Below are 24,419 nucleotides of genomic sequence, written 5' to 3'. Positions count from 1 at the left end.
AAATCAATTATCAAACCCATGATTAGACTCCTTGTCTGCTCTCAATCATTGGCTTGCATTATAATGCGCGCTTGTGACAGCAAAATGACGATAAACAACAGCCAGCTATGAATATTCTTGCTATAGATACCTGTACCGAAATGTGTTCCGCCGCCGTCATTAAAGAGGGTGAAATTTTTGAGCAGGCAGCTCTGACACAACGCGGTCACTCAGACCGGATTCTGGGTATGATCGACACGGTGCTGGCGCAGGCAGGCATCACCCTGAAACAGATCGACCTGCTGGCATTCGGGCGTGGCCCGGGGTCATTTACCGGGGTTCGGGTTGGGGTCGGAGTGGCCCAGGGCATCGCTTTTGCCAGAGAACTGCCTGTGGTGCCGGTCTCAACCCTGGCAGCCGTGGCACAACGCGCGATAGATGAACATGGCGCAGACAAGGTCGCCGTTGCGCTGGATGCACGCATGGGTGAAATCTACGCGGGTCATTATATTGCCAAGGACGGCCTGGCTGTCAGCGATGATAATGAACAGGTCTGCAAGCCGCAGGCTTTCATGCCAATGTCCGGTCACGACTGGTTTGCCGCCGGCACCGGTTGGCAGGTCTATGCTAATGAGCTGAACACAGCCTTTGCCGGTCGGCTGCAGCACACGGATGCCAGCTTACTACCCACCGCAGCAGCGATGGCCAAACTGGCACAACAAGCTGCCAGCCAGGGACAAACTATCGCTGCCGAACAGGCAGTGCCGGTTTACCTGCGTGACAATGTCGCCAAGAAAAAGGGCGAGCAGTAATGGCCGATAGCAAGGACAAGATTTATTCAGCCCCGCTCGACAAAATGATTGATTTTCGTTTTGACGAGCGTGTGGTCAGCGTTTTCCCTGATATGATCCAGCGTTCGGTACCCGGCTATGCCACTTTGATCCAGAACATTGGCACCATGGCTTCGCGTCATGTTCAGCCCGGCAGTAACTGTTATGACCTGGGCTGCTCGCTGGGGGCGGTCAGTCTGTCACTGCGCCATGCTATCCAGCAGCATGACTGTCGCATTGTGGCCGTGGATAACTCCAGCGCCATGATAGACAAGGCCTCTCAGGTGCTGGCTGAGGACGATGGCCAGTTACTGGTTGATCTGCGCTGTGCTGATATTAATTCGGTCGCAATTGAACAGGCCTCGGTGGTGGTGATGAATTTCACGCTGCAGTTTATTCCCCCGGCGCAGCGTCAACAGCTGATACAGAGAATCTATGATGGCCTGTTGCCGGGCGGGATTTTAATCCTGTCGGAAAAACTGGCGTTTGAAGATCCCCGTAGTGATCAGTTTCATATCGACTCGCATCATGATTTCAAACGCGCCAATGGCTACAGTGATCTGGAAATCAGCCAGAAGCGCAGCGCGCTGGAAAAAGTGCTGATCCCGGAAACCCTGGCCCAGCATCAGTCACGGCTGCAGCAAGCCGGGTTCAGTTTTGTCGAAAAGTGGTATCAATGCTTTAACTTCGTGTCGATGGTGGCAATGAAATGAGTTTGTATCAGCCGCTATTTGATCGACTGGACAAAGCCGGGCTGGAACACTGGCGTCAGCAGCTTGAGGATCAGACCTGCGAACGTCTGGCTCGTGAACGGCACGGTAAAATGCCGATGTGGCAGCAGGCACTGAATGCCTTACCTCAGATTCAGCCTGCGGATATTGAACTGAAGGAACGGGTCGCTATTGGCCATGCGGATGATCTGGGCGATGTTGATCGCGAGGCGTTTATTGATCTGCTGAAAACCTTTCACCCCTGGCGCAAAGGGCCCTATTCGCTGTTCGATGTTGAAATAGACACCGAATGGCGCTCTGACTGGAAGTGGGATCGCGTAGTGCCGCATATTGCACCGCTTAATGGTCGCAAGGTACTGGACGTGGGGGGAGGCAACGGCTATCACGGCTGGCGCATGGAAGGCGAGGGCGCTGATCTGGTGCTGGGTATTGATCCGACGCTGGTTTTTACCATGCAGTATCAACTGATGCAGCACTTTATCCAGAGTCAGCGGCATTTTGTTTTGCCCATCGGCATTGAACATATGCCGGAAAACCTGGGCTGGTTCGATACGGTGTTCTCAATGGGCGTGCTGTACCACCGTAAATCGCCTTTGGATCACCTGCTGGAATTACGCAGCTGTCTGCGGCCTGGCGGCGAACTCGTACTGGAAACTTTAATTGTTGACGGTGAACTGGGCGTCACTCTGATGCCGGAACAGCGCTACGCCAAGATGCGCAATGTCTGGTTTATTCCCTCAGTGGAGACCATGCTGCTGTGGCTGCGTCGTTGTGGCTTCAAAAACGCCCGTTGTGTCGACGTCGATACCACATCACTGGAAGAGCAACGCCGTACTGAGTGGATGACTTTTGAGTCCCTGGCTGACTTTCTTGATCCGGATGATGTGAATAAATCTATTGAGGGTTATCCGGCACCCAAGCGCGGGGTGTTTATCGCGGATGCGCCACGTTGATTACAAAGCAGTGGCGGCAGGGGTGATGGAAATCCACTGACCACTGCTGTTTTTGCAGGCGTCCAGGGATTTAGTCTCGGTAAAATTACCTTTGGTAATGGAAAGCTCATAAGCTAGGCAAGGGTAGTGGCCATACGAATAGTTGTGATCAATGATGATTTCGTAGGCATTGCCGGTGTTTTCGTTAACCCAGTAATGACGCGATCCCACAGCTTCAGTCGACAGCACTTGCTGAGTCTGTTCCAAATCACTGCTTGTCATTGAGGTATCGGTCTCAATACCGGCCTCGACCCCGGCGAGCAAATCCAGAGAAGCTTCGGTGCTTGTCAGGATGCCAAATGATGCCAACGGAACGATGCCATATCTGAGTAGCTTGTTAACCAACATAGACTTCCATAATTGGAGCGTAGGGTAGCTATTTAAATACGCCAGTCATTTTGATGGATGAGCAAAACATCCTGTTAATGCAGGAGGTTTTTCCCAAACCAGCAAAGTATATACCTGCTTAACAGGCATTTCCAAGCGCTTTGACCTTCGATGTGAGGCTTAGTTTTCACACAGACCATCCAGTAAACGCACGGCGGCTTCCACCTCATAGGTGAGTGTCTGATGCTGCATCAGATATTGCTGCTGTACTTGGTAAGCCTCTTGTTCGAGTGCAACATAAACATCACAAGGCAGGGGCGCATCTTTCATCGTGCCCGCCTCGTCCTGCAGATAATGCACCAGTTCATGCACGATGAAGCCTTTAGCCTGAATGTCATTCTCAATGTCCATTGCCTCGTCGTAATAAATGATCGAAGCATGATGGTCGTAATAGGCCACCGCATTGCAGGGCTTGCCGGCACAGAGTATTACTTCCAGTTGCCGGTGAGTGATGGCCTTCAAACCAGGCATTGAGGTGGGTTCAGGGTAGGGACTGATACTGGCTGCCCACATCACCAGCCCGCTTAAAAGATGCTGCATCGACAAACCTCAGCGCTTGTTCTACTTCAGTGACAGATAAACGCGGGAGAGGTTCTTGGTTTCTGATTCAGCTCATTCAGCGTTGCAGATGGTTGGCGCTTTGATATTTTTGAATGAACTCTTCAAAGAAGAAGCTGACATCTTCATGAAGCTGTTCAATGTCATTGATATTTTTGGCGTAACGGCCCCAGACGTAGCCATCTTTGCTGAAGCATTGATCGGCCACCTTGTAATGCATCAGCCGACTGAAATCCAGATACAGAATATAGCTGCCGGCATGTTCTTCAATACGCAGGAACAACTGGGCATCAGGGCGCTCACCCAGTTTGATGTCGGTATCAGCGAGCGTTTCATCAACAAGCGACCGCAATGGTGCCTGATCAATCTCATCGGGCTCAATGGTATAGACCAGTTGCAGCAGCTCGGGATTGTTGATTTCCAGACCCGTACCCGTCGATGGGGCAGCGAAGCTTTGTGTTGTGAAGAGATAGAAGCAAGCGACGAATAAAAGCAGCTGAAGTTTCATTGTTATTAGGGTCTTTAATGCAAATCAGGTCAATTTAGCAGAAAGCTGGGCTGTTAGATACTGCCGTTAAGCTCACTGCTACTTATGTGGAAAAAATTCAAGCTTGGGCTCTGCTGTATGTTCTTTCTCTGCCAGTTTTTGCCGTCTGAGCCAAGCAGGAAGCATGACACTGCATCAATATGCTGGGGTAGATAAAAAATCAGCAGATAATCGCTGTTGCCAAGCTCAACAATACTGCAGGGTTCATTTATCAACTCAAGCGTATCAATCTGATGCAGAGCACGTTGCTGTTGCCTGTCAGGAAAAGCTTTGTAGCAGGCTTCTTTCAAACACCATGCCCTGTAAAACCCAGTTTCGCTGGGCGAAGAGAGAAAGCTATCCAGCTCAGCTCTGGTCATAAAAACCCGGGCTGCTTCAGTGAGATTGCGTGGCTTGATTTTTTCGATATCCACGCCTAAACGATCGCTGCCAAGTGCTACGGCAATCCAGTCATGACTGTGCGAGAGACTGATATTCAGTTCATAAGCAGCATTGTTAATTTTGGGAGTGGAGCCAGGTACAGAGTCGATATCCCAGTAATCTATCGGCAGGGAAAAGTTATATGACAAGGCTTGTCGGATTAACAGCCGGCTTTGAAGAAATTGTCTTTTAGCCCGAGCTGAGGTGAACTGCGAGAAACGAGTACGCTCGGAAGGGTTGAACCAGGCAGCAGGGGGCGGTGAAAAGTCAGAGGAGGTACACTCCCCAGTGTGGAATAGCCAGAGCTGGGGAGTGTGGGTCAGATCACTTTTCAAGCGTGACAACATCACCTCTTAAGGCGACACCGGCGATAATCGCACCGGCATGACACTCATACTGGGTATTACTGCGGTAGGTCTTTTTCTTGTAATAGCTTTCCAGGTTGATGACGGCATTACCACCTTCTGCCCGGACACGGTCCTGAAATGATAACAACGCGCTGAGTAACACCCATTTGCAGGCTTCTTCATCTGACTTATTGAATGCATTAGTCTTTTTGTTGCTGACGAAGTTACCTTTGCTGTCTTTGACCTGCGGGTGAGCCTGATCGCCAAAATAAAAGCCGATATCAGGATCAAGTCTTTCCTGGAAGTCCGCTGATGCCATGGCTTCCTCAATTGATAATAGATGTTTGGTATCACGGCTCAATGCAGGGCCGGAAATCATCAGTGATGCCACGACCAGTATCGATAGAAAGGTTTTCATGAGGGCGACCTCCTTGTGCTCAAAAATCACAGAGTATATGGCATCAATACCAGCGTCTCAATGTGCAGGCTATTTGCATTAATACGCCATCAAAGTAGAATTCTCCGGATTGTCTCACGCCAACAGACTGGCTAGAAAAAGACAACTTCCTGAATGGATTCGAATTACTGAGGTGGGTTGAGTGATGAAGTTAAAGCTGGAGTCGTGGTCAGCATTGGCTCCAGGGATGGAGGACATTGAGTCATGGCGATCCTGGTTTCAGGACGGCGCTGTGCGGGAAGCACAGAATGACTATTCTCCCAGCCTGAAAGCTATTCCTCCTCTGCTCAGAAGACGTTTCAGCACCCTGGGCAAGTACGCGGCACGCGCCGCACTGAACCTGCGCCTCGACAATAAACAGTTAGCGACGGTGTTTGCTTCACGACATGGCGATACGCCGCTCACTTTATCCCTGCTGGAGGAAATAGGCCGTGATCAGCCATTGTCACCAACCGGTTTCAGCCTGGCAGTTCACAATGCCGTCGGCGGACTGTTATCGATAGCTAAAAAGGATCAGTCGGCGATGACGGCCATCGCCAGCACAGAGAATCTGGTACTGAGCACCTTTCACGAGGCCGTGGCTCAGTTACAGAGCTACAAACAGGTACTCTGCGTTGTTTATGATGTGCCCCTGCCGGATCTCTACACAGTCTTTTCAGACAGCTTGCCTTTCCCGATCGCTATTTCCTTTGTACTGACCAGAGAAACAGAAGAGGGCAGCTTGCTGACGCTGGAGCAGAGCAATGATGCGCTGCCTGAAGTCTCCTCAGAACAGACTATGATCGACCTGGTTGCGTTTCTCAGCGGCTGCAAACAGCAACTGACCCTGCCATTCAGGGGGCGTAGCTGGCTACTGTCAGGGGAACTGAATGTTTAAGCGGCTTTCGCAACTCTGGCGCCTGTTCGCGACAGGCCTCAGCTTTGTTTTGTTTGGCATTGGCGGCCTGTTGATTCCGCTGTTTATCGTTCCTGTTATTTTGCTTTTCTCAGCAGATGAGCAAACGAGATACCGTCGTGGTAAAGCGCTCATTCATCATCTGTTTCGTTTTTACATCACGGTGATGAAAAGCCTCGGTGTACTGACTTACGAAACCCACGATCTTGATAAGCTCAAGCAGGCACAGTTGGTGCTGGCGAATCATCCTTCCTTGATTGATGTGGTGTTTTTGATTGCTCTAATGCCCAATGCAAATTGTGTAGTGAAAAGTGCATTGTTGAAGAATCCTTTCACCCGTGGGGCGGTTAAGGCCGCGGGTTATATCGTCAACGACGAATCTGCAGACGATGTGATAGATGCTGCTAAAGCTGCTTTTAAGCGGGGTGATGCATTAATTGTTTTCCCAGAGGGGACACGGTCTGTACCGGGACGGCCTTTGAAACTGAAACGCGGCGCCGCTAATGTCGCGGTACGAACCCAGGCATTGGTCACACCGGTTTTGATTTACTGTGAGCCGGTCACGCTGACCAAGGGGCAGCCCTGGTACAAGGTCCCGGCCTCACGCCCGCACTTCACTATCCGCGTCGAAGCGCCGATTTCAATGGCGCCCTATGCAGCGATGGATAAGCCCGCAGTGGCAGCCAGAACATTAACCAGAGAGTTATCCGAGTTTTTTAATCAGGAGATAAGATTGCGTGAACGATCTGCATAACGAAATAAAACAAATGATTATTGACAGCCTTGAGCTTGAAGATATTGAGCTTGATGATATCGACAGTTCCGAGCCGCTGTTTGTAGATGGTTTGGGCCTGGATTCGATTGATGCGCTGGAAATCGGTTTAGCCTTGCAAAAACGCTACGGTATCAAACTAAAGGCTGACTCAGATGAGACACGTCAGCATTTTGCCAGCGTCAACGCATTAGCCTCCCTGGTGGAAGAGAAACGAACCAAATAGAGTCACCCAGATGAAAAGCCAAGAAGAAATATACGAGAGAGTAGTATCGGTTTTTGAGGAGCTATTTGAAATTCCAGCCGACGATATCAGTCCCGAATCCAATCTGTATGAAGATCTGGATATCGACAGTATTGATGCTGTGGATCTCGTGATTGAATTACGAAAAATGACCAAGAAGAAAATCCAGCCCGATGATTTCAAGATGGTGCGTACAGTGCAGGACATCGTCGAGCAGGTCGATAAGTTACTGAACGCCTGAGCGCCATGCCACCTGTTGTGAAGCTGCTTCTCATCCTGATGTCCGTGGCCTATCCGTTTGTCGTCTACTGGGGGCTGCAGTCAGGTCATCAGTCAGCGCTGGTGATATTGCTCGCAGTATTGCTGATAATCAGGGTCTGGTCGGCAAAAAAAGGCTTTGAGCGGAGCGCGGCATTGGCCTTTGTGATGACCATATTGGCAGTAATGGCAGCCTTCAGTGTCAGTGAGGGGCTGAAAATATACCCGGTGGTCATTAATCTGAGCTTATTATTCGTGTTTGCCTCCAGCTTGTTTTCAGGCATGCCAGTCATCGAGCGCATTGCAAGAATACGAGAAGCCAATCTGCCTGCGTCTGCAGTGACTTATACCAGACAGGTGACCCAGGCCTGGTGTGTGTTTTTTGCGGTCAATGCCAGCATCTCAGCAGCGACGGTTATATGGGCTGATGAACAAACCTGGCTGCTCTATAACGGCGTGATTGCCTATGGGCTGGTAGCGGTGATGTTCTCGGCAGAATGGCTCATTCGCCAACGAGTCAGGGCCAGAGCGACATGACAAATCCTTTTCCACTATCACGCTGGTGGCAGCAAACAGACAATACCTTGCTTGCCGTGGGCGGTGAGCAGGACACCGACTGGCATAGCTTTCGTCAGCGAGTCGCTGACTGGGTACATGTGCTTGAACAAGAGCAAGCCAAGCTCTGGGCGGTCTATCATTCAGATGCTTCGGAGTTTCTGGCGATGCTACTGGCATTATGGCAACTGTCCAAGACAGCGGTAGTGGCCGGGGATAAACTGCCAGGCACAGAGGCTATGTTAGCCAGCAAAGTAGAGGGATTTATCGGTGAGTTTGATGCTGCCGTTATACAGCCATCAGAACAGGCCGCTGAACCAGACTGGCAAGTGATTGATAAGGATTACACGGCGCTGCAGATATTCACCTCTGGCTCGAGCGGTGAGCCGAAAAGGGTGGCCAAGACCCTCGCCGAGCTGGAACTTGAGCTCACAGCCCTAGACCATTTGCACAAGCAAAGCGATGTGGTGCTGACCACGGTCACTCATCACCATCTCTACGGCATCGTATTTCGCCTGCTGCGGCCATTTTGTTATCAGCAGGCTTTCAGTAAATACCTGCAGGATTATCCTGAAGATTTGATCAGCATGGCCAAAAAATATGGGCGATTCACGCTGGTGTCGAGCCCCGCGCACTTGTCCAGAATGAACACAGAGCAGGACTGGCACGAGGTTAAAGCGGATTGTCAGCAGGTGTTTTCCTCGGCTGCCCCCCTGCAGCGTCATGACAGCATGACCGTCTCAAGCTGCTTGGATTCTGAAGTCACAGAAATCTATGGTAGTACCGAGACCGGCGCCATTGCCTGGCGGTGTCAGCAACAATCTGAACAGGATGCCCTCTGGCGAGCGTTATCACATATTGAATTAAGCCTGAGTCCTGAGCAGACATTGCAGGTCAGCATGATGGGGCATAGCAAAGCCGTGGATTTGGCTGATCGGGTCCAGTTCAGTGACGCGGGTCTGTTTTCATTGCTGGGACGCGTTGACCAGATCGTGAAAGTGGAAGGCAAACGACTGTCACTCACCCAACTTGAGCAGCAATTAGTCACGCTGAATCACTTTGACCAGGTCCGGGCGCTGGTATTAACGCGTAAACGTACGGAGACAGCGATTGTTGCCGTGCTATCAACACAGGGATTGGAAAGGCTGCAGGCACTTGGCCGTAAAGCCTTTATTCAGCAACTCAAGCAAAACCTTGCCGGACACTTTGAGCCGGTGCTGCTTCCCCGCAGGTGGCGCTTTGTCGCACAGTTGCCAGTGAATACCCAGGGCAAAACCACCATGAAATTACTCGAAGATCAATTTGAAGATATAACAACTAACTGGCCTAAGGTCTTGAATAAGCAGGAGCAAGCTGGTGAAATCTGTTTGTCTTGTGAGCTAGGCAGCGATCTGATGTTCTTTAAGGGGCATTTTGAAGAGCAGGCTATCCTACCCGGCATCACGCAAGTGCACTGGGCGGCCAAATACGGGCAGGATTATTTTGCTATTAAGGGCCACTTCATCCGTCTGGAAGCAGTCAAGTTTCAACAGTTACTGACGCCAGGGCAAACCTTCCTGCTGCAATTGCGTTTTGACAAGGACAAAGCCAAGCTCCATTTTACGTTCAAGTCAGAACAGGGTATTCATTCCAGTGGCAGGCTTTGCTATGCAGCCTGATAATGTTTTTCTGCCGGCTGTCCTTATCCCCGTGTATAACCATGAAGCGGCGATAACGGTAACACTTGAACAGGTGTTGAACAGTGGGTTGCCGATTTTGCTGGTGGATGATGGCAGCGATAAGCCGTGTCAAGATGTACTACAGCAATTGGCTGAACAACAGCCCGAGCGCGTCTTCCTGCACCGACTGCCCGTGAATGGTGGTAAAGGTGCAGCGGTCAAGGCCGGCCTGCGATGGTTGCAGCGGGCGGGTTACAGCCATGGCTTGCAGGTTGATGCTGATGGTCAGCATGACATTGACGATATAGCCAGTTTTATTGCCCAAGCCCAGGCCTCGCCACAGTCCCTGGTTACAGGCTACCCTCAGTATGATAAATCTGTGCCCAGGCTGCGCTTGTACAGTCGTTATCTGACCCATATCTGGATCTGGATTAACACCCTGTCATTCACCATCAAGGACAGCATGTGCGGTTTTCGTGTTTACCCACTCATGCGGGTCGTCCCTTTGCTCGAGTCTTGCGGTAACAGGATGGATTTCGATCCGGAGATTATTGTGCGTTGGTTCTGGCGATACCCTGATATTATTAATATCCCAACCCGGGTGCTATACCCGATAGACGGGGTTTCACATTTTCTGTTGTGGAAAGACAATAGCCTCATCACGCTCATGCACACACGCCTGTTCTTTGGCATGTTAGCGCGCTTGCCCCGGTTACTCTGGCGGAAACTACATGGCTGATTCATCGCCTCACTGGTCTCGCATCGCAGAGTCCGGCACTGTGCTGGGAATGCGCATTCTGTTACTGATCTACCGAGTTTTTGGCCGCTGGGGGTTCCGTATCGGCCTGTTTCCGGTCATCAGCTATTATTTCCTGAGCAGAAAGCAAGCACGGCAGGCATCGAAACAGTATTTGCAACGTTTGTCCGACACCTATCCGGACTTGGGGCAATTGTCCTCATTCCGGCATTTTCTGATGTTTGGTGACATTCTGCTGGATAAGCTGCTTGCCTGGAGCGGGCACATCAACCTGGACGATATCAGCTTTGTCAGTGATGGCCTGTTCGAACAGGCGCTGGAACAACAGCAAGGCGGCATTATTGTTGTTTCTCACCTGGGCAATACCGAAGTCTCTAATGCACTGGCACATCAGCAGCCGGGACTGAGGCTCACCTTGCTGGTCTATACCCAGCATGCTGAGAAATTTAATGCCCTGATGAAAAAAATGGGCGCCAGTGATCAGATTGAAATGTACCAGGTCACCGAAATGAGTCCGGCCTTTGCCATGCTGATGTCTGAAAGAGTGGAAGCCGGTGAATATCTGGTGATTGCCGGTGACAGAACGCCGGTCACCGGACAGCAAAGGGTGTCGGAGGTTGATTTTCTGGGTGAAAAAGCGGCGCTTCCCCAGGGCGCGTTTATTCTGGCCAGTTTATTGAAGTGCCCGGTGTTTTTAATGTTCTGCCTGAAACACGAACAACGTTATCAAATTCATATTGAACAGTTTGCCACTCGCATTGAAGCCAGTCGCAAACAACGCACAGCCATCATTCAGCAGGCTCAGCAGCGTTATGCTGATCGCCTGGCAGCCCATGCGTACCTGGCACCATTGCAATGGTTTAATTTCTATCCTTTCTGGACAAGCTCAACAGCCAGCACAGAAAACAACGAGGAGTCACAGTGATAAAGGCAGAAGCCATCATAGAAATTCCTTTTCATGACGTCGATGTGATGCGAGTGGCATGGCATGGACACTATGTGAAATATTTTGAGATTGCCCGTTGTAAGCTGCTCGACGAAATCGACTACAACTACCCGCAAATGGAAGCATCGGGCTATGCCTGGCCGGTGATCGATTTACGCGTTCGTTATGCGCAGCCGCTGGCATTTCAACAGAAAATCAAAGTGATAGCCGAGCTGGTGGAATGGGAAAACCGTCTGAAAATCAACTACCAGATACAGGACCTGGAAACGGGGAAACGGCTGACCAAAGGTTATACCGTTCAGGTCGCTGTTGATATGCGTGATGAGGAGATGCAGTTTGCCTCGCCGGCCGTGTTGTTTCATAAACTGGGGCTGGAGCCATGATGCGCTTTGTGGTACTGCTGCTGTTAAGCCTAACGTCAATAGCCGTTAATGCAGAACTCTCCTATGATCTGCTGGACAAGCTGACTGACTCGCCGCACACATTGCAGGGCGATTTCAGGCAGGAAAAAACGCTGGGTGAAATTGATGCTGTCATTGTTTCCGAAGGCCAATTTGATTATCAGCGTGATGAGCATATTCGCTGGGTAACCGAAAAGCCGATTGCCGATGAGCTGGTCATGACGCCTGACCTGATCATCAGTCGTCAGGACGGGGAAAACGCACTAACCATTGAGGCGGATACAAACCCCACGGTCAAAGTCATGAGCACCATCTTTTTTGCTGTGATGACCGCTGATTGGTATTCATTATCGGACTACTTTTTTGCCAACGGTCAGCAGTCCGGTCAAGACTGGACCGTGACTCTAACGCCCAGAAACGACGTGCTCAAAAATAGTATTTCTTCGGTCGAGTTGGCAGGGGATAAGCTGTTACGAGAGATCACTTTGCTGGAACGCAATGGCGATCAAACTCATATTGTTCTCAGCAACTTAAATCAGTAATGTCCTCGCGTTATCTCGTTAAAGCCCTCGCCGCAGGGTGGTTGTTAACTTTACTCGCTTTAGTGGTGCTGGCGTTGTTTCAGCGGCCGGTCATAGACACCAGCATGATGAGTCTATTGCCGGCATCTGAGCAACAGCCGATAGTTAAAGCAGCCTCGGAAAAAATGGGTGGCCAATTCTCCAAACGCCTGTTGCTACTGGTCGAGTCTGAAGATAAAACCCTGCGCCAACGACAAGTGAAGCGTCTGGCAGCGCAATTGACGGACTTGCCCGAGGTGGCGTCTGTCACCTGGCAGTTAGAGGGAGCGCGACTTCGTCAGATAGAAGAGAATGTATTTCCTTATCGCTATGCCTTATTAACCGATGATATTGCCGAGAGGATTGATGCCGGAGAAACACAGTCACTCAGACAGCGTGCGCTGGCCAAAATTATCAGCCCCCTGGCTGGCGGCAGAGGCGACCTGATTTCAGACCCTTTTGGTTTGCTGGATTCGTGGCTGGCAGAAGGCACGGATGATATTCAGGTGGTGGCCGATGAGGGTTATCTGCAACTTAAAAAGTCGCCATCAACGTATTTGATTATTGTCGAGCTGGCTGCCGATGCCTTTTCCATCGCCACTCAGCAAGCAGTGTTGAATGCCTATCAACCGCTATCACCGGATATGGCTGAGCAGGGCGTTTCCATTCAAAGCGCGGGCCTGTTGATTCATGCCCATGCCGGTGCTGAACAGGCACAAAAGGAAATGTCGACCATTGGCCTGGGCTCTTTGCTGGGGATTGTGGCCCTGATGCTCTGGGTGTTCAGACAGTGGCGGGCAGTGGCTTTATTGCTGTTGCCCATTGTGGTGGGATGCACGGTCGCCACAGCGATAGCCTTTCTGGTGTTTGAACAGGTTCATATCGTGACGTTTGCCTTCGGTGCCGGGCTGATTGGTGTGGCTATCGATTATGCCTTGCATTTCTTATGCGAGAGGCAGGTGCATCGGCGTGTGATTCAGCGGATTTTACCCGGCTTGTTGTTGGGGCTGGTGTCGAGTGTCCTGGCCTATGCAGCTCAGGCCCTGACGCCATTCCCGGGGCTCAGGCAGATGGCCGTTTTTTCAGTGGCTGGGCTGATCGCTGCCTGGTTGACGGTGGTGCTGTGGCTGCCCTTGCTGGCTCGCGATGATGCCTCTTCCAGCTTTAAAGCGGCGAAATGGCTGACCAACTGGCAAAGTCAGCTACCCAGTTTTAATGACCATCCTAAATCAATCGGCGTGATATTGACGATACTCACTCTTGTGTCGCTGGGGCTGATCTACAACGGTCAGGCCGAGGACGATATTCGCCTGTTACAGACCTCGCCACCGGCTTTGCTGGAACAGGAAAAGCGCGTGCAGAATCTGTTGGGCTATAACAGCAGCACACAGTTTTTGTTATTACCCTGCCAGCAACTGCAGTCCTGCCTGGATAAGGAGCGAGCAGTAAAGCCCGGACTGGAGGCGATGCAATCAGCAGGGCTTATCGAACGCTACCGTCTGGTATCTGATGCATTACCAAGCATCAAACAGCAACAGCAGAACCTGGACAGAACCGCCAAGCTTTATCAAAAAGAGCTGGCAGCCTTGTTTGAGGCACTGGGACTTTCAAACTCAGTGCTGCAAAGCGCCAGGGAAACATTTGATTCAGCTTCTGACCGGATCATGTTGCCAGCGTCGAATGAGGGCGAAATGTTCAGTACCACTGACGCTCAAATCATTTCCAGCCTTCCAGAGCAGAAAGCGACGGTCATCAGTTTTGCCTCATCGCAGACATTGAGCGACGCTGATTTGGCGCCGTTGAAACAGCAAGTCCCCGAAGTCATATTGGTAGATCAGGTCGATGCTATTTCAAGCCTTATGCACAAATACCGGCAACATATTTCTGTCTGGGTCTCTTTTTCTTATTTAGCGGTCTTTTTGATTCTGGCCTGTCGATATAGAATAGCCGCCTGTCGAATTGTGCTGCCCCCAATGCTGGCCTCAATTTATACCCTGGCAGTGCTGATGGTATTGCTCCCGGGCATCAACCTGTTTCACACCATTGCCCTTTTTCTGGTGCTGGGGATTGGCATGGATATGGGCATATTTCTGACAGAAACCCGGCAAGCCCGACAGACATGGCTTGCCGTCACCATGTCGGTGGTGACCAGTTTAATGGCCTTTGGTTTACTGGCTTTAAGCCAGACACCGGTGCTGGTTCATTTTGGACTCACGGTATTACTGGGGCTGACATTTGTTTGGATTCTGGCGACTTTATTGCGCCAGACACACACTCAGGGAGAGAGTCTTGAAGCAGTTTCAAGCAGACTATGATGTGATCGTTATTGGTGCCGGGCCATCAGGATCACTGGCCGCAGCCTTGCTGAACCAGCGAAATTACCGGGTTCTGGTGCTGGAGCGTACGCACTTTCCGCGATTTTCTATCGGCGAGAGCCTTCTGCCACAGAGCATGCGTTTTCTGGAGCAGGCCAATATGCTTGAGGCTGTGGAGGCCGCGGGTTTCCAGTTTAAAGACGGGGCTGCTTTCAGTTGTGGCGAACGCTACGAATTTTTTGATTTTAATGAAAAGTTTACTGAGGGCTGGGGCACCACATATCAGGTGCAGCGAGACCGTTTCGATAAAATTCTGGCAGATACTGCTGAAGCACAAGGCGTCAGTTTTCGCTATGGTCAGACAGTGACTGACTTCCAGTATGAAGCAGACTGCGCCCGTGTTGTTGTTGAAAATGAAAACGGCGCTATCGAAGAACTTAGCGCACGATTTGTGCTCGATGCCAGTGGTTATGGCCGTGTACTGCCACGTTTACTCGATCTGGAAAAACCGACCACATTCCCGCCAAGAACCTCCTTGTTTACCCACATCCAGGATAATATCGTGGATGAGCGTTATGACCGTAATAAAATCCTGATTACTGTTCACCCGGAGCACCGCGATGTCTGGTACTGGCTGATTCCCTTCAACGAAGGGCGCGCTTCGGTCGGCGTGGTGGCCGAGCAGGCTTTTATCGACAATATGGCCGGTGATGCAGAACAGCGCCTACGTCAGTTGATTGACGAGTCCGGCTGGATGGCCTCGCTACTGGCCAATGCCGAGTTTGATACTCGAGTGGGTGAATTGACGGGCTATGCCTGCGATGTGCAGCAGCTGAGCGGGGAGGGCTATGCGTTACTGGGCAATGCGGGAGAGTTCCTGGACCCGGTGTTTTCATCTGGTGTGACGATCGCTTTCAAATCAGCAAGCTTGGCGGTTGAAGTGCTGGATAGAGAGCTGCAGGGACAGGCGCCCGACTGGCAGCAGGAATTTGCCTCGGAGTTGCAACAAGGGGTCAATACTTTCAAAGAGTTTGTCGAGGCCTGGTATGACGGTCGCTTGCAGGATGTCATTTTCACCAGCAACAAAAATGACCCGGTTAAACGTATGATTAGTTCGATTCTGGCCGGCTATGCGTGGGATACGCGCAACCCCTATGTCAAAGATGTTAAGCGTCTCAACTCCCTGGCCGAATTATGTCGCCAAATGTGATGCGTTTTTTCGTCATTGGATTGCTGATTCTGCCCTGGCTGGCTGGGTGTAGCTTGTTATCGAAAAGCCTGATGCCTGATAATGTGCTGCTTTTGATGTCGCCTGACCCGGCGATGGAACAGGGGGTGTCACAACGCAAAGTCACCCTGGTCAGAAAAGCTGAGTCGCAGCGTTTTGTTGTGATTACGGAAAATACCACTGACATAACCCAGGTGGCGGTTTTGACCCCAGCAGGGCAGCGCGTGCTGTCAATGAAGTATGATGGCCGGGAATTTGAATCGACAAACTATACCGGCATGCCCCTACCGGACAAAGACATCTTTGCCATGATGCAGTTCGCGGTCTGGCCGGAAAGCGCGCTCAAGGATGTTTACAATTCGCATGATGGTTGGCGGATGGTGCTGTCATCAGACCAGAGACAGCTATTTAAACAACAGCAGCCGATATTAAAAGTGTTGTTTAAGCCAAACCAGACCGACGTGCATCATCTACGACATCAATACCAGGTGATAATTGAGCCATTAGAGAATCATCAGTGAGCATTCAAGATAACGTTTTTCTCAATCATGCAGCGGTGGTCTGCGCTGGCGGGAACAGCCTGGCGCAGCTCAAGCGTTGTCTGCTTGACCGACAAGCTGATGTGATGACCTGGACTGAGGAGTTCGGCACAACAGCGCTCCCGGTGGGTAAATGTCAGGGTGAGTTAACTGCTATTCCTCTGGAAGGGCCTCAGTGGCAGAGCAGAAATAATCAAATCGCGCTGGCTGTCTATGAGCAGATCTGCGAGCAGGTAGCAGAGGCTGTTCAGCAGTATGGGGCGAATCGGGTCGGGGTGGTCATCGGAACCAGTACCTCAGGCATCGGCGATGCCGAACCGGCTATCAAACATTACGTCGAGACTGGCGCATTACCGAAAGAATATCACTACAGTGTTCAGGAAATGGCTAACACGGCAGAATTTGTGGCGGAGCTGGCGGGTGTAACAGGACCCGTCTATGCGATTTCCACGGCCTGCTCATCCGGTGCCAAAGCCCTGATCTCTGCCAAGCGATTAATTTCATCAGGTTTGTGTGATGTCGTTATAGCAGGTGGCGTCGACTCCCTGTGCAAACTGACTCTGCAAGGCTTCTCTGCGCTGGAAGCTGTCAGTGATGAGGTCTGCCTGCCATTCAGTGTTAATCGCAGGGGCATTAATATCGGTGAAGGCGGTGCACTGTTTGTCGTCTCAAAACAACGAGAGGGGGTTCGGCTTGCAGGGATGGGAGAAAGCAGTGATGCCCATCATATCTCTGCGCCAGAACCCGAGGGAAAGGGCGCGGAGCAGGCCATGCAACAGGCATTGCAGGATGCGGGGCTGAATCCGTCGGAGATTGACTACATCAACCTGCATGGCACGGCGACATCCCTGAACGATCAAATGGAGTCGCTGGCAGTCAGTCGCGTCTTTCCGGCAACGATTATGTGCAGTTCTACCAAACCTTTTACCGGTCACACGCTGGGTGCTGCAGGGGCCATAGAGGCGGCCATTTGCTGGCTGGCCCTGACTGAAGCAGGCTTTGTTCCACCGCATTGCTGGGATGGACAGGCAGATCCCGCATTACCGGCATTGAATTTTGTCGCAGCACAAGCCCGCAACACAACCATCAATCGGGCCATCAGTAATTCATTCGCATTCGGTGGTAACAATGTGGCCCTGGTAATGGAAAGCGTGCGATGAGCGTGGAATTTGATGTAGCGGACTTGGTGCCGCATTCAGGCACCATGTCATTACTCAGCCGGATCACGGCTTATGGTGAAGACTGGCTGGAGGCTGAGGTCGATATCCATGAATCCAGCCTGTTTGCCGAGGCGGATGGTGTGCCAGCCTGGGTCGGTCTTGAATACCTGGCACAGACCATCGCTGCTTATGCCGGCTTGCAGGAAAGAAAAAAACACGCCACTCCCAAGATTGGCTTTTTGTTGGGCACACGTCGCTATGAAGTCAGCCAGCCTTTTTTTGCCTCAGGCCTGACACTGATCATTCGCGTGCGACGCGAGATGGTCGCTGACAATGGGCTACATGTGTTTCAAGGATGCCTGACCGGGCATCAGGTGGAAGCCACCGCCAATTTGAATGTATTTCAACCGGAAGACGCTACGGCGTTTATGAAGGAAGCAAAATTATGAGTGATACGGTTCTCGTAACCGGGTCGAGCCGCGGCATTGGCAAGGCGATTGCCCTGAGGCTGGCCAGTGAGGGGTATGACATTGTTCTGCATTGTCGCAGCAGACGTGATGAAGCGCAGGCAGTGGCCACAGAAATCGAGGCGATGGGACAGCAAGCCAGAGTGTTGCAGTTCGATATTGCTGATACAGCGCAATCTCAGTCTGTGCTCGAAAAAGATGTTGAGGATCATGGCGCCTATTATGGTGTGGTCTGTAACGCCGGTCTGACCAGGGATAATGCCTTTCCGGCAATGCCAGCAGAGGACTGGAATATCGTGTTGAGAACCAACCTTGATGGTTTTTATAACGTATTACAGCCGTTGATTATGCCGATGGTCAGACGTCGTAAAGCAGGGCGCATTATCACCATGTCGTCAGTCTCAGGTGTTGCTGGCAATCGCGGACAGGTCAATTACAGTGCCTCTAAAGCCGGGATTATTGGTGCCACTAAAGCGCTGGCCATTGAGCTGGCAAAAAGAAAAATCACGGTGAACTGCGTCGCACCAGGTTTAATCGATACGGAAATGACGGAAGATGTCTACATGGATGAAGCAATGAAGATGATCCCCATGCAGCGGGTAGGTAAAGTTGATGAAGTCGCCGCCACGGTGAGTTTTTTGATGTCAGAAGGGGCGGCTTACATCACCCGTCAGGTTATTTCAGTGAATGGTGGAATGGTCTGATGTGTCGTGTGGTTGTAACCGGTATTGCCGGGTTTTCTCCCATTGGGAATGACTGGCCCACTATCAGTCAGCATTTAAAGGAGATGAAGACCGGCATTAAGCGAATTGACGAGTGGGACAAGTATGAAGAACTGAATACCCGTCTGGGAGCCCCAGTCGTCGATTTTGAGATGCCACCCCATTACAAGCGCAAGGATTTGCGTAGTATGGGCCGGGTGGCACAACTCGCTGTACGCAGTACCGAACTGGCATTGGAGCAGGCCGGTTTATTGAACGATCCGGTCCTGACCAGCGGTGAAACGGGTGTGGCTTATGGTTCATCAGCCGGGGATACCGGCGCTGTCGCTGATTTTGGCAATATGTTGCTGAACCACTCATGCGATGGACTCAATGCCAATTCATACATCAAGATGATGGCACATACTTCGCCCGTTAATATCGGCATCTATTTTGGCCTGAAAGGCCGTGTGCTGACCACATCCAGTGCCTGTACCTCCGGCAGTCAAGCCATTGGCTACGCTTATGAGGCAATAAAGTCCGGCCAGCAGACCGTGATGGTTGCGGGCGGTTGTGAGGCGCTGTGTGCCACCGAGGCGGCGGTATTCGATACCCTTTATGCCACCAGCATCAAAAATGACACGCCACATCTATCGCCCAGACCTTTTGATAAAGATCGGGATGGTCTGGTGATAGGCGAGGGCGGCTGCACCCTGATACTGGAGTCGCTCGACCATGCCCAGGCCCGTGGCGCCAGCATCCATGCCGAACTGGTCGGTTTTGGTACCAACTCTGATGGCAGCCATGTGACGCAACCTTCTGCAGACACCATGGAGAAAGCCATTCGCCTGGCTTTATCAGGCGCTGATCTGGAACCGGAAACAATTGGCTACATCAGTGCCCATGGCACAGCGACAGAACGGGGTGACATTGCTGAAACCACAGCTACAGCATCGGTATTTGGTAACACCACGCCCATCAGTTCGCTTAAAAGCTTTACCGGTCACACACTGGGTGCCTGTGGCGCGCTGGAGTCCTGGGTGGCCATTGAAATGATGAATGAGGGCTGGTTTCATGCCACCGCCAATCTGACTGATGTCGAGCCATCGTGTGGTCAACTCGATTACATTATGCGCGAACCCAGGCTGCTTCTGACAGACTATGTCATGAGTAACAATTTCGCTTTTGGGGGCATTAATACCTCATTGATTTTTAAACGCTGGCAATAACAAGGAAAGTAATGAAATTAGGGAAAATTATTTTGGCTTTGGCCTGTGCATCTTCGTGGGGGCAGGTCGCTGCCTTTGAGAGCAAAGATGCGCAGATTGATTACATCCTGACGCAGGTAGAGTCTGCACCCCAGGAACAAAAAGAACAGATCCTGGAACGTTTGCAGTGGTCTGGCCTGTCCGATCCACGGCTTTTTGATGTGTTCGAAGACAATTTATTGCAGCATTACCAGGACAAGTACCCGGCTGATGATTTAGCAGACCTGTTGGCGTATCAAGCCAGGGCGCTGGGCTACAGCGGAAATGAAAAATACCAGCAAACGCTGTCTTTGTTGGCTGAAGAGGCGAAGAACTCTTCGCTCAGAAGACATGCAAAAAATGGCAAACGTGATCTGCAAACCTTCATCCAGGTTCAGGATGCATTGCAGCAGGTTCAGCTTTCAAAGGGCGATCGTTCCTTTGAAGTGTTCACCTACAGCAAAATGCTGGAAACAGCTGATCCCTACACTCAGCGCCTGGCTGCCCGGGCCATCTACCATGAAAAGCGAGGTGAGCAGGCCCTGTTGGACTTAACTGCGGAAAAGCTTCAAGGCATGTATATGAATGAGGACCTGGATAGTCTGGCGCAGGACACCGCCGCCTGGATGTGCAAGGTATTAAAGCAACACTCAGCCTATGAAGAGCTTCTTGATAATGTGGCTGAAAATACACCCCACCGGAAAATAAGGCGATATGCTAAGTAATAAAAAAGCCCGTTTAGAACGGGCTTTTTTTTGACTAACTCAACGATAGATAAAACAGACTACTCGTGTTGAATTTGAGCAGTTCATTGACCAACTCTTCAATTTTGGGCTCTGCATCAATGAATTTAGCCATATTGGCACCACCACGGGTAGAGTCATAGATAGCCTCACCATCCAGTTTTCCGTTATGGAAAACCTGGATTTCAGCATACGACATATACAGTGCTAAGTCCCAGTTCCAGCGACCCACATAGCGCATGATCCATTCACACTCATTCGGTATGGAACGGTTGGATATGACGCGGTGGTTAATGTCCCTCTTGCGCAGTGAGGACTGAAGTGTCTGCAAAAAGCCTTCACGAACATCATGGTTCTCTATAATGCAGAGTTCGGTCTGTTTAGATATCTCGCTGGAATCGACAGTCTGTTTGATTGAACAGGCGGAAATGGTGAGAAGCAGAAAAAGAAGACTAAAGTATTTGAGTTTCATCGAACATCCCTGTGTTGTCATTAAAAAGTCCTTCAATGAGTTACTGCGTAGCTCATGAATAAAGATCGTTAGTTGCGTGGCAAGATCGGGTTCGCACCAAACGCGTAAGCAGCTGATACAAAAAAGCCCCAAGCAACGAGTGCTCAGGGCTTGTATCTGGCGGAGGGACAGGGATTCGAACCCTGGAAGGGCGTTAACCCTTGCTGGTTTTCAAGACCAGTGCATTCAACCGCTCTGCCATCCCTCCGAAGATGCGAAATAATACAGATAATGCCTTGCTATGACAACCGCCAGGGCAAAATTTATTGTAGCGATGCTAAGGCTATTGCCATTTAGAACTTATAGGGTAGGATGTTGTCATTCCTACAGACAATTTCATCATTACCATTTAACGGAGACAACTGATGGACTATAACGCTCAATCGACCGTTGCTCGTTCGCAACAGTCAGTGATTCAGACCAACAAGCTGCTGCGCAACACCTACAGCTTGCTGGCCATGACATTGGTATTCAGTGCCATGACTGCCGGTCTGTCCATGGCGTTCAATCTGCCACATCCCGGTTTGCTGATTACCCTTGTTGGTTACTTCGGTCTGCTGTTTTTGACTCACAAACTGCAAAACAGTGTCTGGGGCATTGCCTCGGTTTTTGCCCTGACTGGTTTTATGGGCCTGACCTTGGGACCTATCGTCAATATGTACCTGGGGCTGCCTAACGGCGGTCAAATCGTGATGCAGGCCCTGGGTGGCACAGGCATCATCTTCTTTGCGCTGTCCGCTTATGCCGTGAAAAGTCAGAAAGACTTCAGCTTCATGGGTGGCTTCCTGTTTGTGGGTATCCTGGTAGCTTTCCTGGCGGGTCTGGCCGCGGTATTCTTCGAAATGCCGGGTCTGTCGCTGGCGGTATCTGCGATGTTTGTGCTGCTGATGGCGGGTCTGATTCTGTATGAAACCAGCCAGATTGTGAATGGTGGCGAAACTAACTACATCATGGCCACTGTTACCCTGTATGTCAGTATTTATAACCTGTTTATGAGCCTGCTTCACTTGCTGGGTGCTTTTGCCGGTGATGACTGAAGAACTCATCGCTTAATTTGCTTTCTAATAAACCCCGCCCTGCGGGGTTTATTTTTATGGAGCAATGATGAAGAAAAATCTGGGTAAATGGGACCGCCTTTTACGGATTATCGCCGGCACCGTTATAATGGTGGTATCACTTTATTATCAAAGTTGGTGGGCTTTGCTGGGCTTGGCCCTGCTGGTTAACGGCCTCAGTGGTCGTTGTGGTGGCTACGCCTTACTGGGTATTTCCACCGCCAAACCGGTCTGTGAGACTGATACAGCCCGAGACAACACGAAATAACGGATCTGAAATGACTGCATTACCGACACAATTAGTGGATCGCTTCGGACGGCAGGTGACGTATGTGCGCATGTCGATTACCGACCGTTGTGACTTTCGTTGTGTCTACTGCATGGACGAGGAAATGACGTTCATGCCACGCGAACAGTTACTGACGCTGGAAGAGATCGTATTTCTATTGCGTGCATTCTGCGAACTGGGTGTGGAAAAAGTCCGGGTAACCGGCGGTGAGCCGCTGGTGCGGCGTAATGTTGACTGGCTGTTTGATCAGATTGGTGGCCTCAAGCAGGACACCTCACTGAAAGAGCTGACCATCACCACCAACGGCTCGCAACTGCCGAAACACGCTGAGGCGCTGTCCAACGCCGGTGTAGATCGTATCAATATCAGTCTTGATTCACTGCGTCCTGAGCGTTTTAAAGCCCTGACCCGCACGGGTGACCTGGATCAGGTCATGGCAGGCATTGAGGCGGCCAAACAGGCCGGTTTCAAACGTATCAAGCTCAATGCGGTCATTATGAAAGGCCGCAATGAAGATGAAATCATTGATCTGGCCCAGTTTGCCATCGACAACGGCATGGATATTTCCTACATCGAGGAAATGCCGCTGGGGCAGGTGGATCATGATCGTGGTGAAAGCTACTGCTCAAGCGATGAAGTCATGGACGTGCTCAAAGCCCGTTTTGATCTGCAGCCCAGCATTGCCAGTACCGGGGGCCCGTCACGGTATTACCAGGTAGCCGGGTCTGACAGCCGTATTGGTTTTATCTCCCCGCACAGCCACAATTTCTGCAGTAGCTGCAACCGGGTTCGGGTGACCACCGAAGGCCGTCTGCTCTTGTGTCTGGGGCAGGAACATTCCATGGATCTGCGCGATATTATTCGCCGTCATCCGGGAGATATGGACAAGCTCAAACAGGCTATCGTCAAATCGATGGATATCAAGCCCGAAGGTCACGACTTTAATATCGAGGCCAAGCCGGTGATTTTCCGTCATATGAGCGTCACTGGTGGCTAGCTACCGTCCGCAAATGACCCATGCCGGTATTAACCGGCTTCATACCACGACCGTTATTGATGAACACGGTGATAGTCGGGAAGTCTCGCTTACCGGCGAGCGTCCCCTGACTATTTATCTCAATACCATTGAAATTGTCACCCTGATGACATTGGGCGGTCAGCCTGAACTCCTTACTCTGGGTTACCTGCGAAACCAGGGCCTGGTGGATGAACTGGAAGATATTGAATCAATCCAGGTTGACTGGGATGTGGAAGCGGTGGCCGTCACCACCCGTAAGTCCAAGGAAAACCTGGACGAGCTGACTTCGCGTCGCACTGTCACCAGTGGCTGCGGGCAGGGCACGATGTTTGGCCATGTGATGGACTCATTGTCACAGCTCAAGCTGCAATGCCCCACATTCAGTGCCGAATCCATTTATGCGGCATTAAAGGCGCTCACTGAATACAACGAGATGTACAAACAGGCCGGGGCCGTGCATGGCTGCGCCTTGTGCGAGGGCACCGATATTCTGATGTTTGTCGAGGATGTCGGCCGTCATAACGCCGTTGATGCGATATCCGGCTGGATGTGGCTCAATGCGGTAGAGGGCCATGACAAGGTGTTTTACACCACTGGCCGACTGACCTCGGAAATGGTGATTAAAGTGGCGCAGATGCAAGTGCCATTGTTGCTGTCCCGTTCCGGCGTCACTGAAATGGGGCTTAAGCTGGCCCAGCAAATCGGGATTGGGATGGTGGCTCGCGCCAAGGGTCGGCATTTTCTGGTATATAACGGTATTGAACGCTTTCAGCAGACTGAGGCTGCCAATTAGGTTTGGTTTAGTTCAGAGACCCTTCGGCTATCGCTCAGGGTGACAAGGGTAATTTTCCT

31 protein-coding genes and 1 tRNA gene are annotated in these 24,419 nt (G+C 51.1%); 25 read left to right on the top strand and 7 right to left on the bottom strand.

The genetic code is table 11. The annotated features are described in order from the left end of the window. The first annotated feature begins 107 nt into the window (after positions 1 to 107). From tsaB to cmoB, 3 genes are read left to right on the top strand one after another with little or no spacing between them, the layout of a single operon-like run. Entirely contained in the window at positions 108 to 791 is a 684-nt protein-coding gene (gene tsaB, locus Q0X64_RS08765; protein ID WP_297811481.1) for a tRNA (adenosine(37)-N6)-threonylcarbamoyltransferase complex dimerization subunit type 1 TsaB, read from the top strand. Then, positions 791 to 1,522 carry a carboxy-S-adenosyl-L-methionine synthase CmoA gene (cmoA, locus tag Q0X64_RS08760; protein ID WP_297811478.1) on the top strand — a complete coding sequence of 244 codons (732 nt, stop codon included), beginning with the start codon at positions 791 to 793 and terminating at the stop codon, positions 1,520 to 1,522. Before tsaB ends, cmoA begins: the two co-directional genes overlap by 1 nt. Further along, a complete protein-coding gene (gene cmoB / locus Q0X64_RS08755) occupies positions 1,519 to 2,493 on the top strand; it encodes a tRNA 5-methoxyuridine(34)/uridine 5-oxyacetic acid(34) synthase CmoB (RefSeq protein ID WP_297811475.1) in 975 nt (324 codons plus the stop codon). Before cmoA ends, cmoB begins: the two co-directional genes overlap by 4 nt. Here cmoB and Q0X64_RS08750 read toward each other — a convergent pair whose 3' ends face one another. The 5 genes from Q0X64_RS08750 to Q0X64_RS08730 form a co-directional block, all read right to left on the bottom strand. Beyond that, on the bottom strand, positions 2,494 to 2,880 hold the full coding sequence (locus Q0X64_RS08750) for a hypothetical protein (protein ID WP_297811472.1): 387 nt from the start codon (positions 2,878 to 2,880) through the stop codon (positions 2,494 to 2,496). Positions 2,881 to 3,039: 159 nt separating this feature from the next. Beyond that, a complete protein-coding gene (locus Q0X64_RS08745) occupies positions 3,040 to 3,459 on the bottom strand; it encodes a hypothetical protein (protein ID WP_297811469.1) in 420 nt (139 codons plus the stop codon). Positions 3,460 to 3,535: 76 nt separating this feature from the next. Then, positions 3,536 to 3,985, bottom strand: coding sequence for a hypothetical protein (locus Q0X64_RS08740; protein ID WP_297811466.1), 450 nt, complete (start codon positions 3,983 to 3,985; stop codon positions 3,536 to 3,538). A gap of 53 nt (positions 3,986 to 4,038) precedes the next feature. After that, positions 4,039 to 4,779, bottom strand: coding sequence for a 4'-phosphopantetheinyl transferase superfamily protein (locus Q0X64_RS08735; RefSeq protein WP_297811464.1), 741 nt, complete (start codon positions 4,777 to 4,779; stop codon positions 4,039 to 4,041). Further along, entirely contained in the window at positions 4,769 to 5,209 is a 441-nt protein-coding gene (locus Q0X64_RS08730; protein WP_297811462.1) for a hypothetical protein, read from the bottom strand. Before Q0X64_RS08730 ends, Q0X64_RS08735 begins: the two co-directional genes overlap by 11 nt. Positions 5,210 to 5,393: 184 nt before the next feature. On the opposite strand from Q0X64_RS08730, the gene Q0X64_RS08725 reads away from it, so the two are divergent. Genes Q0X64_RS08725 through Q0X64_RS08640 form a run of 18 tightly spaced genes read left to right on the top strand, consistent with a single transcriptional unit; the run spans position 5,394 to position 20,676 of the window. Continuing rightward, positions 5,394 to 6,125, top strand: a complete 732-nt coding sequence (locus tag Q0X64_RS08725; protein ID WP_297812171.1) for a beta-ketoacyl synthase chain length factor — start codon at positions 5,394 to 5,396, stop codon at positions 6,123 to 6,125. After that, positions 6,118 to 6,897, top strand: a complete 780-nt coding sequence (locus Q0X64_RS08720) for a lysophospholipid acyltransferase family protein (protein WP_297811459.1) — start codon at positions 6,118 to 6,120, stop codon at positions 6,895 to 6,897. The genes Q0X64_RS08725 and Q0X64_RS08720 overlap by 8 nt, the downstream gene beginning before the upstream one ends. Then, positions 6,881 to 7,141 (top strand): phosphopantetheine-binding protein, encoded by a 261-nt coding sequence (locus Q0X64_RS08715; RefSeq protein ID WP_297811456.1) that lies wholly within the window; start codon positions 6,881 to 6,883, stop codon positions 7,139 to 7,141. The genes Q0X64_RS08720 and Q0X64_RS08715 overlap by 17 nt, the downstream gene beginning before the upstream one ends. A gap of 10 nt (positions 7,142 to 7,151) precedes the next feature. After that, the gene (locus Q0X64_RS08710) at positions 7,152 to 7,400 is read left to right on the top strand and encodes an acyl carrier protein (protein ID WP_297811453.1); all 249 of its coding nucleotides are present in this window, start codon (positions 7,152 to 7,154) and stop codon (positions 7,398 to 7,400) included. A gap of 17 nt (positions 7,401 to 7,417) precedes the next feature. Beyond that, complete coding sequence (locus Q0X64_RS08705) at positions 7,418 to 7,954, top strand: hypothetical protein (protein ID WP_297811450.1); 537 nt, start codon at positions 7,418 to 7,420, stop codon at positions 7,952 to 7,954. Further along, positions 7,951 to 9,630: an AMP-binding protein gene (locus tag Q0X64_RS08700; RefSeq protein WP_297811447.1), complete on the top strand. Its 1,680-nt coding sequence runs from the start codon at positions 7,951 to 7,953 to the stop codon at positions 9,628 to 9,630. The genes Q0X64_RS08705 and Q0X64_RS08700 overlap by 4 nt, the downstream gene beginning before the upstream one ends. Beyond that, positions 9,620 to 10,369 carry a glycosyltransferase family 2 protein gene (locus Q0X64_RS08695; protein ID WP_297811445.1) on the top strand — a complete coding sequence of 250 codons (750 nt, stop codon included), beginning with the start codon at positions 9,620 to 9,622 and terminating at the stop codon, positions 10,367 to 10,369. Before Q0X64_RS08700 ends, Q0X64_RS08695 begins: the two co-directional genes overlap by 11 nt. Beyond that, complete coding sequence (locus Q0X64_RS08690; RefSeq protein ID WP_297811442.1) at positions 10,362 to 11,312, top strand: hypothetical protein; 951 nt, start codon at positions 10,362 to 10,364, stop codon at positions 11,310 to 11,312. The genes Q0X64_RS08695 and Q0X64_RS08690 overlap by 8 nt, the downstream gene beginning before the upstream one ends. Next, positions 11,309 to 11,716 (top strand): acyl-CoA thioesterase, encoded by a 408-nt coding sequence (locus Q0X64_RS08685; RefSeq protein ID WP_366517500.1) that lies wholly within the window; start codon positions 11,309 to 11,311, stop codon positions 11,714 to 11,716. The genes Q0X64_RS08690 and Q0X64_RS08685 overlap by 4 nt, the downstream gene beginning before the upstream one ends. Further along, positions 11,713 to 12,276 carry an outer membrane lipoprotein carrier protein LolA gene (locus tag Q0X64_RS08680; protein WP_297811440.1) on the top strand — a complete coding sequence of 188 codons (564 nt, stop codon included), beginning with the start codon at positions 11,713 to 11,715 and terminating at the stop codon, positions 12,274 to 12,276. The genes Q0X64_RS08685 and Q0X64_RS08680 overlap by 4 nt, the downstream gene beginning before the upstream one ends. Further along, positions 12,276 to 14,609 (top strand): MMPL family transporter, encoded by a 2,334-nt coding sequence (locus Q0X64_RS08675; protein WP_297811437.1) that lies wholly within the window; start codon positions 12,276 to 12,278, stop codon positions 14,607 to 14,609. Before Q0X64_RS08680 ends, Q0X64_RS08675 begins: the two co-directional genes overlap by 1 nt. Beyond that, the gene (locus Q0X64_RS08670) at positions 14,584 to 15,819 is read left to right on the top strand and encodes an NAD(P)/FAD-dependent oxidoreductase (protein ID WP_297811434.1); all 1,236 of its coding nucleotides are present in this window, start codon (positions 14,584 to 14,586) and stop codon (positions 15,817 to 15,819) included. Before Q0X64_RS08675 ends, Q0X64_RS08670 begins: the two co-directional genes overlap by 26 nt. Further along, the gene (locus Q0X64_RS08665; RefSeq protein WP_297811432.1) at positions 15,819 to 16,358 is read left to right on the top strand and encodes a DUF3261 domain-containing protein; all 540 of its coding nucleotides are present in this window, start codon (positions 15,819 to 15,821) and stop codon (positions 16,356 to 16,358) included. The genes Q0X64_RS08670 and Q0X64_RS08665 overlap by 1 nt, the downstream gene beginning before the upstream one ends. Further along, the gene (locus tag Q0X64_RS08660) at positions 16,355 to 17,536 is read left to right on the top strand and encodes a beta-ketoacyl-[acyl-carrier-protein] synthase family protein (RefSeq protein ID WP_297811430.1); all 1,182 of its coding nucleotides are present in this window, start codon (positions 16,355 to 16,357) and stop codon (positions 17,534 to 17,536) included. The genes Q0X64_RS08665 and Q0X64_RS08660 overlap by 4 nt, the downstream gene beginning before the upstream one ends. After that, a complete protein-coding gene (locus Q0X64_RS08655; protein ID WP_297811428.1) occupies positions 17,533 to 17,985 on the top strand; it encodes a hotdog family protein in 453 nt (150 codons plus the stop codon). The genes Q0X64_RS08660 and Q0X64_RS08655 overlap by 4 nt, the downstream gene beginning before the upstream one ends. Then, entirely contained in the window at positions 17,982 to 18,707 is a 726-nt protein-coding gene (locus Q0X64_RS08650) for a 3-ketoacyl-ACP reductase FabG2 (protein ID WP_297811425.1), read from the top strand. Before Q0X64_RS08655 ends, Q0X64_RS08650 begins: the two co-directional genes overlap by 4 nt. After that, positions 18,707 to 19,933: a beta-ketoacyl-ACP synthase gene (locus Q0X64_RS08645; protein ID WP_366517499.1), complete on the top strand. Its 1,227-nt coding sequence runs from the start codon at positions 18,707 to 18,709 to the stop codon at positions 19,931 to 19,933. Before Q0X64_RS08650 ends, Q0X64_RS08645 begins: the two co-directional genes overlap by 1 nt. Before the next feature lie 11 nt (positions 19,934 to 19,944). Continuing rightward, positions 19,945 to 20,676, top strand: a complete 732-nt coding sequence (locus Q0X64_RS08640; RefSeq protein WP_297811422.1) for a hypothetical protein — start codon at positions 19,945 to 19,947, stop codon at positions 20,674 to 20,676. Positions 20,677 to 20,710: 34 nt separating this feature from the next. Here Q0X64_RS08640 and Q0X64_RS08635 read toward each other — a convergent pair whose 3' ends face one another. Next, the gene (locus tag Q0X64_RS08635) at positions 20,711 to 21,187 is read right to left on the bottom strand and encodes an Sbal_3080 family lipoprotein (RefSeq protein WP_297811420.1); all 477 of its coding nucleotides are present in this window, start codon (positions 21,185 to 21,187) and stop codon (positions 20,711 to 20,713) included. A 136-nt stretch (positions 21,188 to 21,323) separates the two neighbouring features. Further along, positions 21,324 to 21,413: transfer RNA gene (locus Q0X64_RS08630), tRNA-Ser, on the bottom strand. Positions 21,414 to 21,570: 157 nt separating this feature from the next. Here Q0X64_RS08630 and Q0X64_RS08625 point away from each other — a divergent pair. From Q0X64_RS08625 to fdhD, 4 genes are all read left to right on the top strand, one after another. Then, positions 21,571 to 22,242 (top strand): Bax inhibitor-1/YccA family protein, encoded by a 672-nt coding sequence (locus tag Q0X64_RS08625; protein ID WP_297811417.1) that lies wholly within the window; start codon positions 21,571 to 21,573, stop codon positions 22,240 to 22,242. Between the two features lie 64 nt (positions 22,243 to 22,306). Beyond that, entirely contained in the window at positions 22,307 to 22,528 is a 222-nt protein-coding gene (locus Q0X64_RS08620; RefSeq protein WP_297811414.1) for a DUF2892 domain-containing protein, read from the top strand. Positions 22,529 to 22,538: 10 nt separating this feature from the next. Then, on the top strand, positions 22,539 to 23,546 hold the full coding sequence (moaA, locus tag Q0X64_RS08615; RefSeq protein ID WP_297811411.1) for a GTP 3',8-cyclase MoaA: 1,008 nt from the start codon (positions 22,539 to 22,541) through the stop codon (positions 23,544 to 23,546). Further along, positions 23,539 to 24,360, top strand: coding sequence for a formate dehydrogenase accessory sulfurtransferase FdhD (gene fdhD / locus Q0X64_RS08610; protein WP_297811408.1), 822 nt, complete (start codon positions 23,539 to 23,541; stop codon positions 24,358 to 24,360). Before moaA ends, fdhD begins: the two co-directional genes overlap by 8 nt. Positions 24,361 to 24,419: the final 59 nt, after the last annotated feature.

The organism is uncultured Methylophaga sp., assembly GCF_947259025.1.
Taxonomy (GTDB): domain Bacteria; phylum Pseudomonadota; class Gammaproteobacteria; order Nitrosococcales; family Methylophagaceae; genus Methylophaga.
This window is presented reverse-complemented; position numbering and strand designations above follow the sequence as displayed.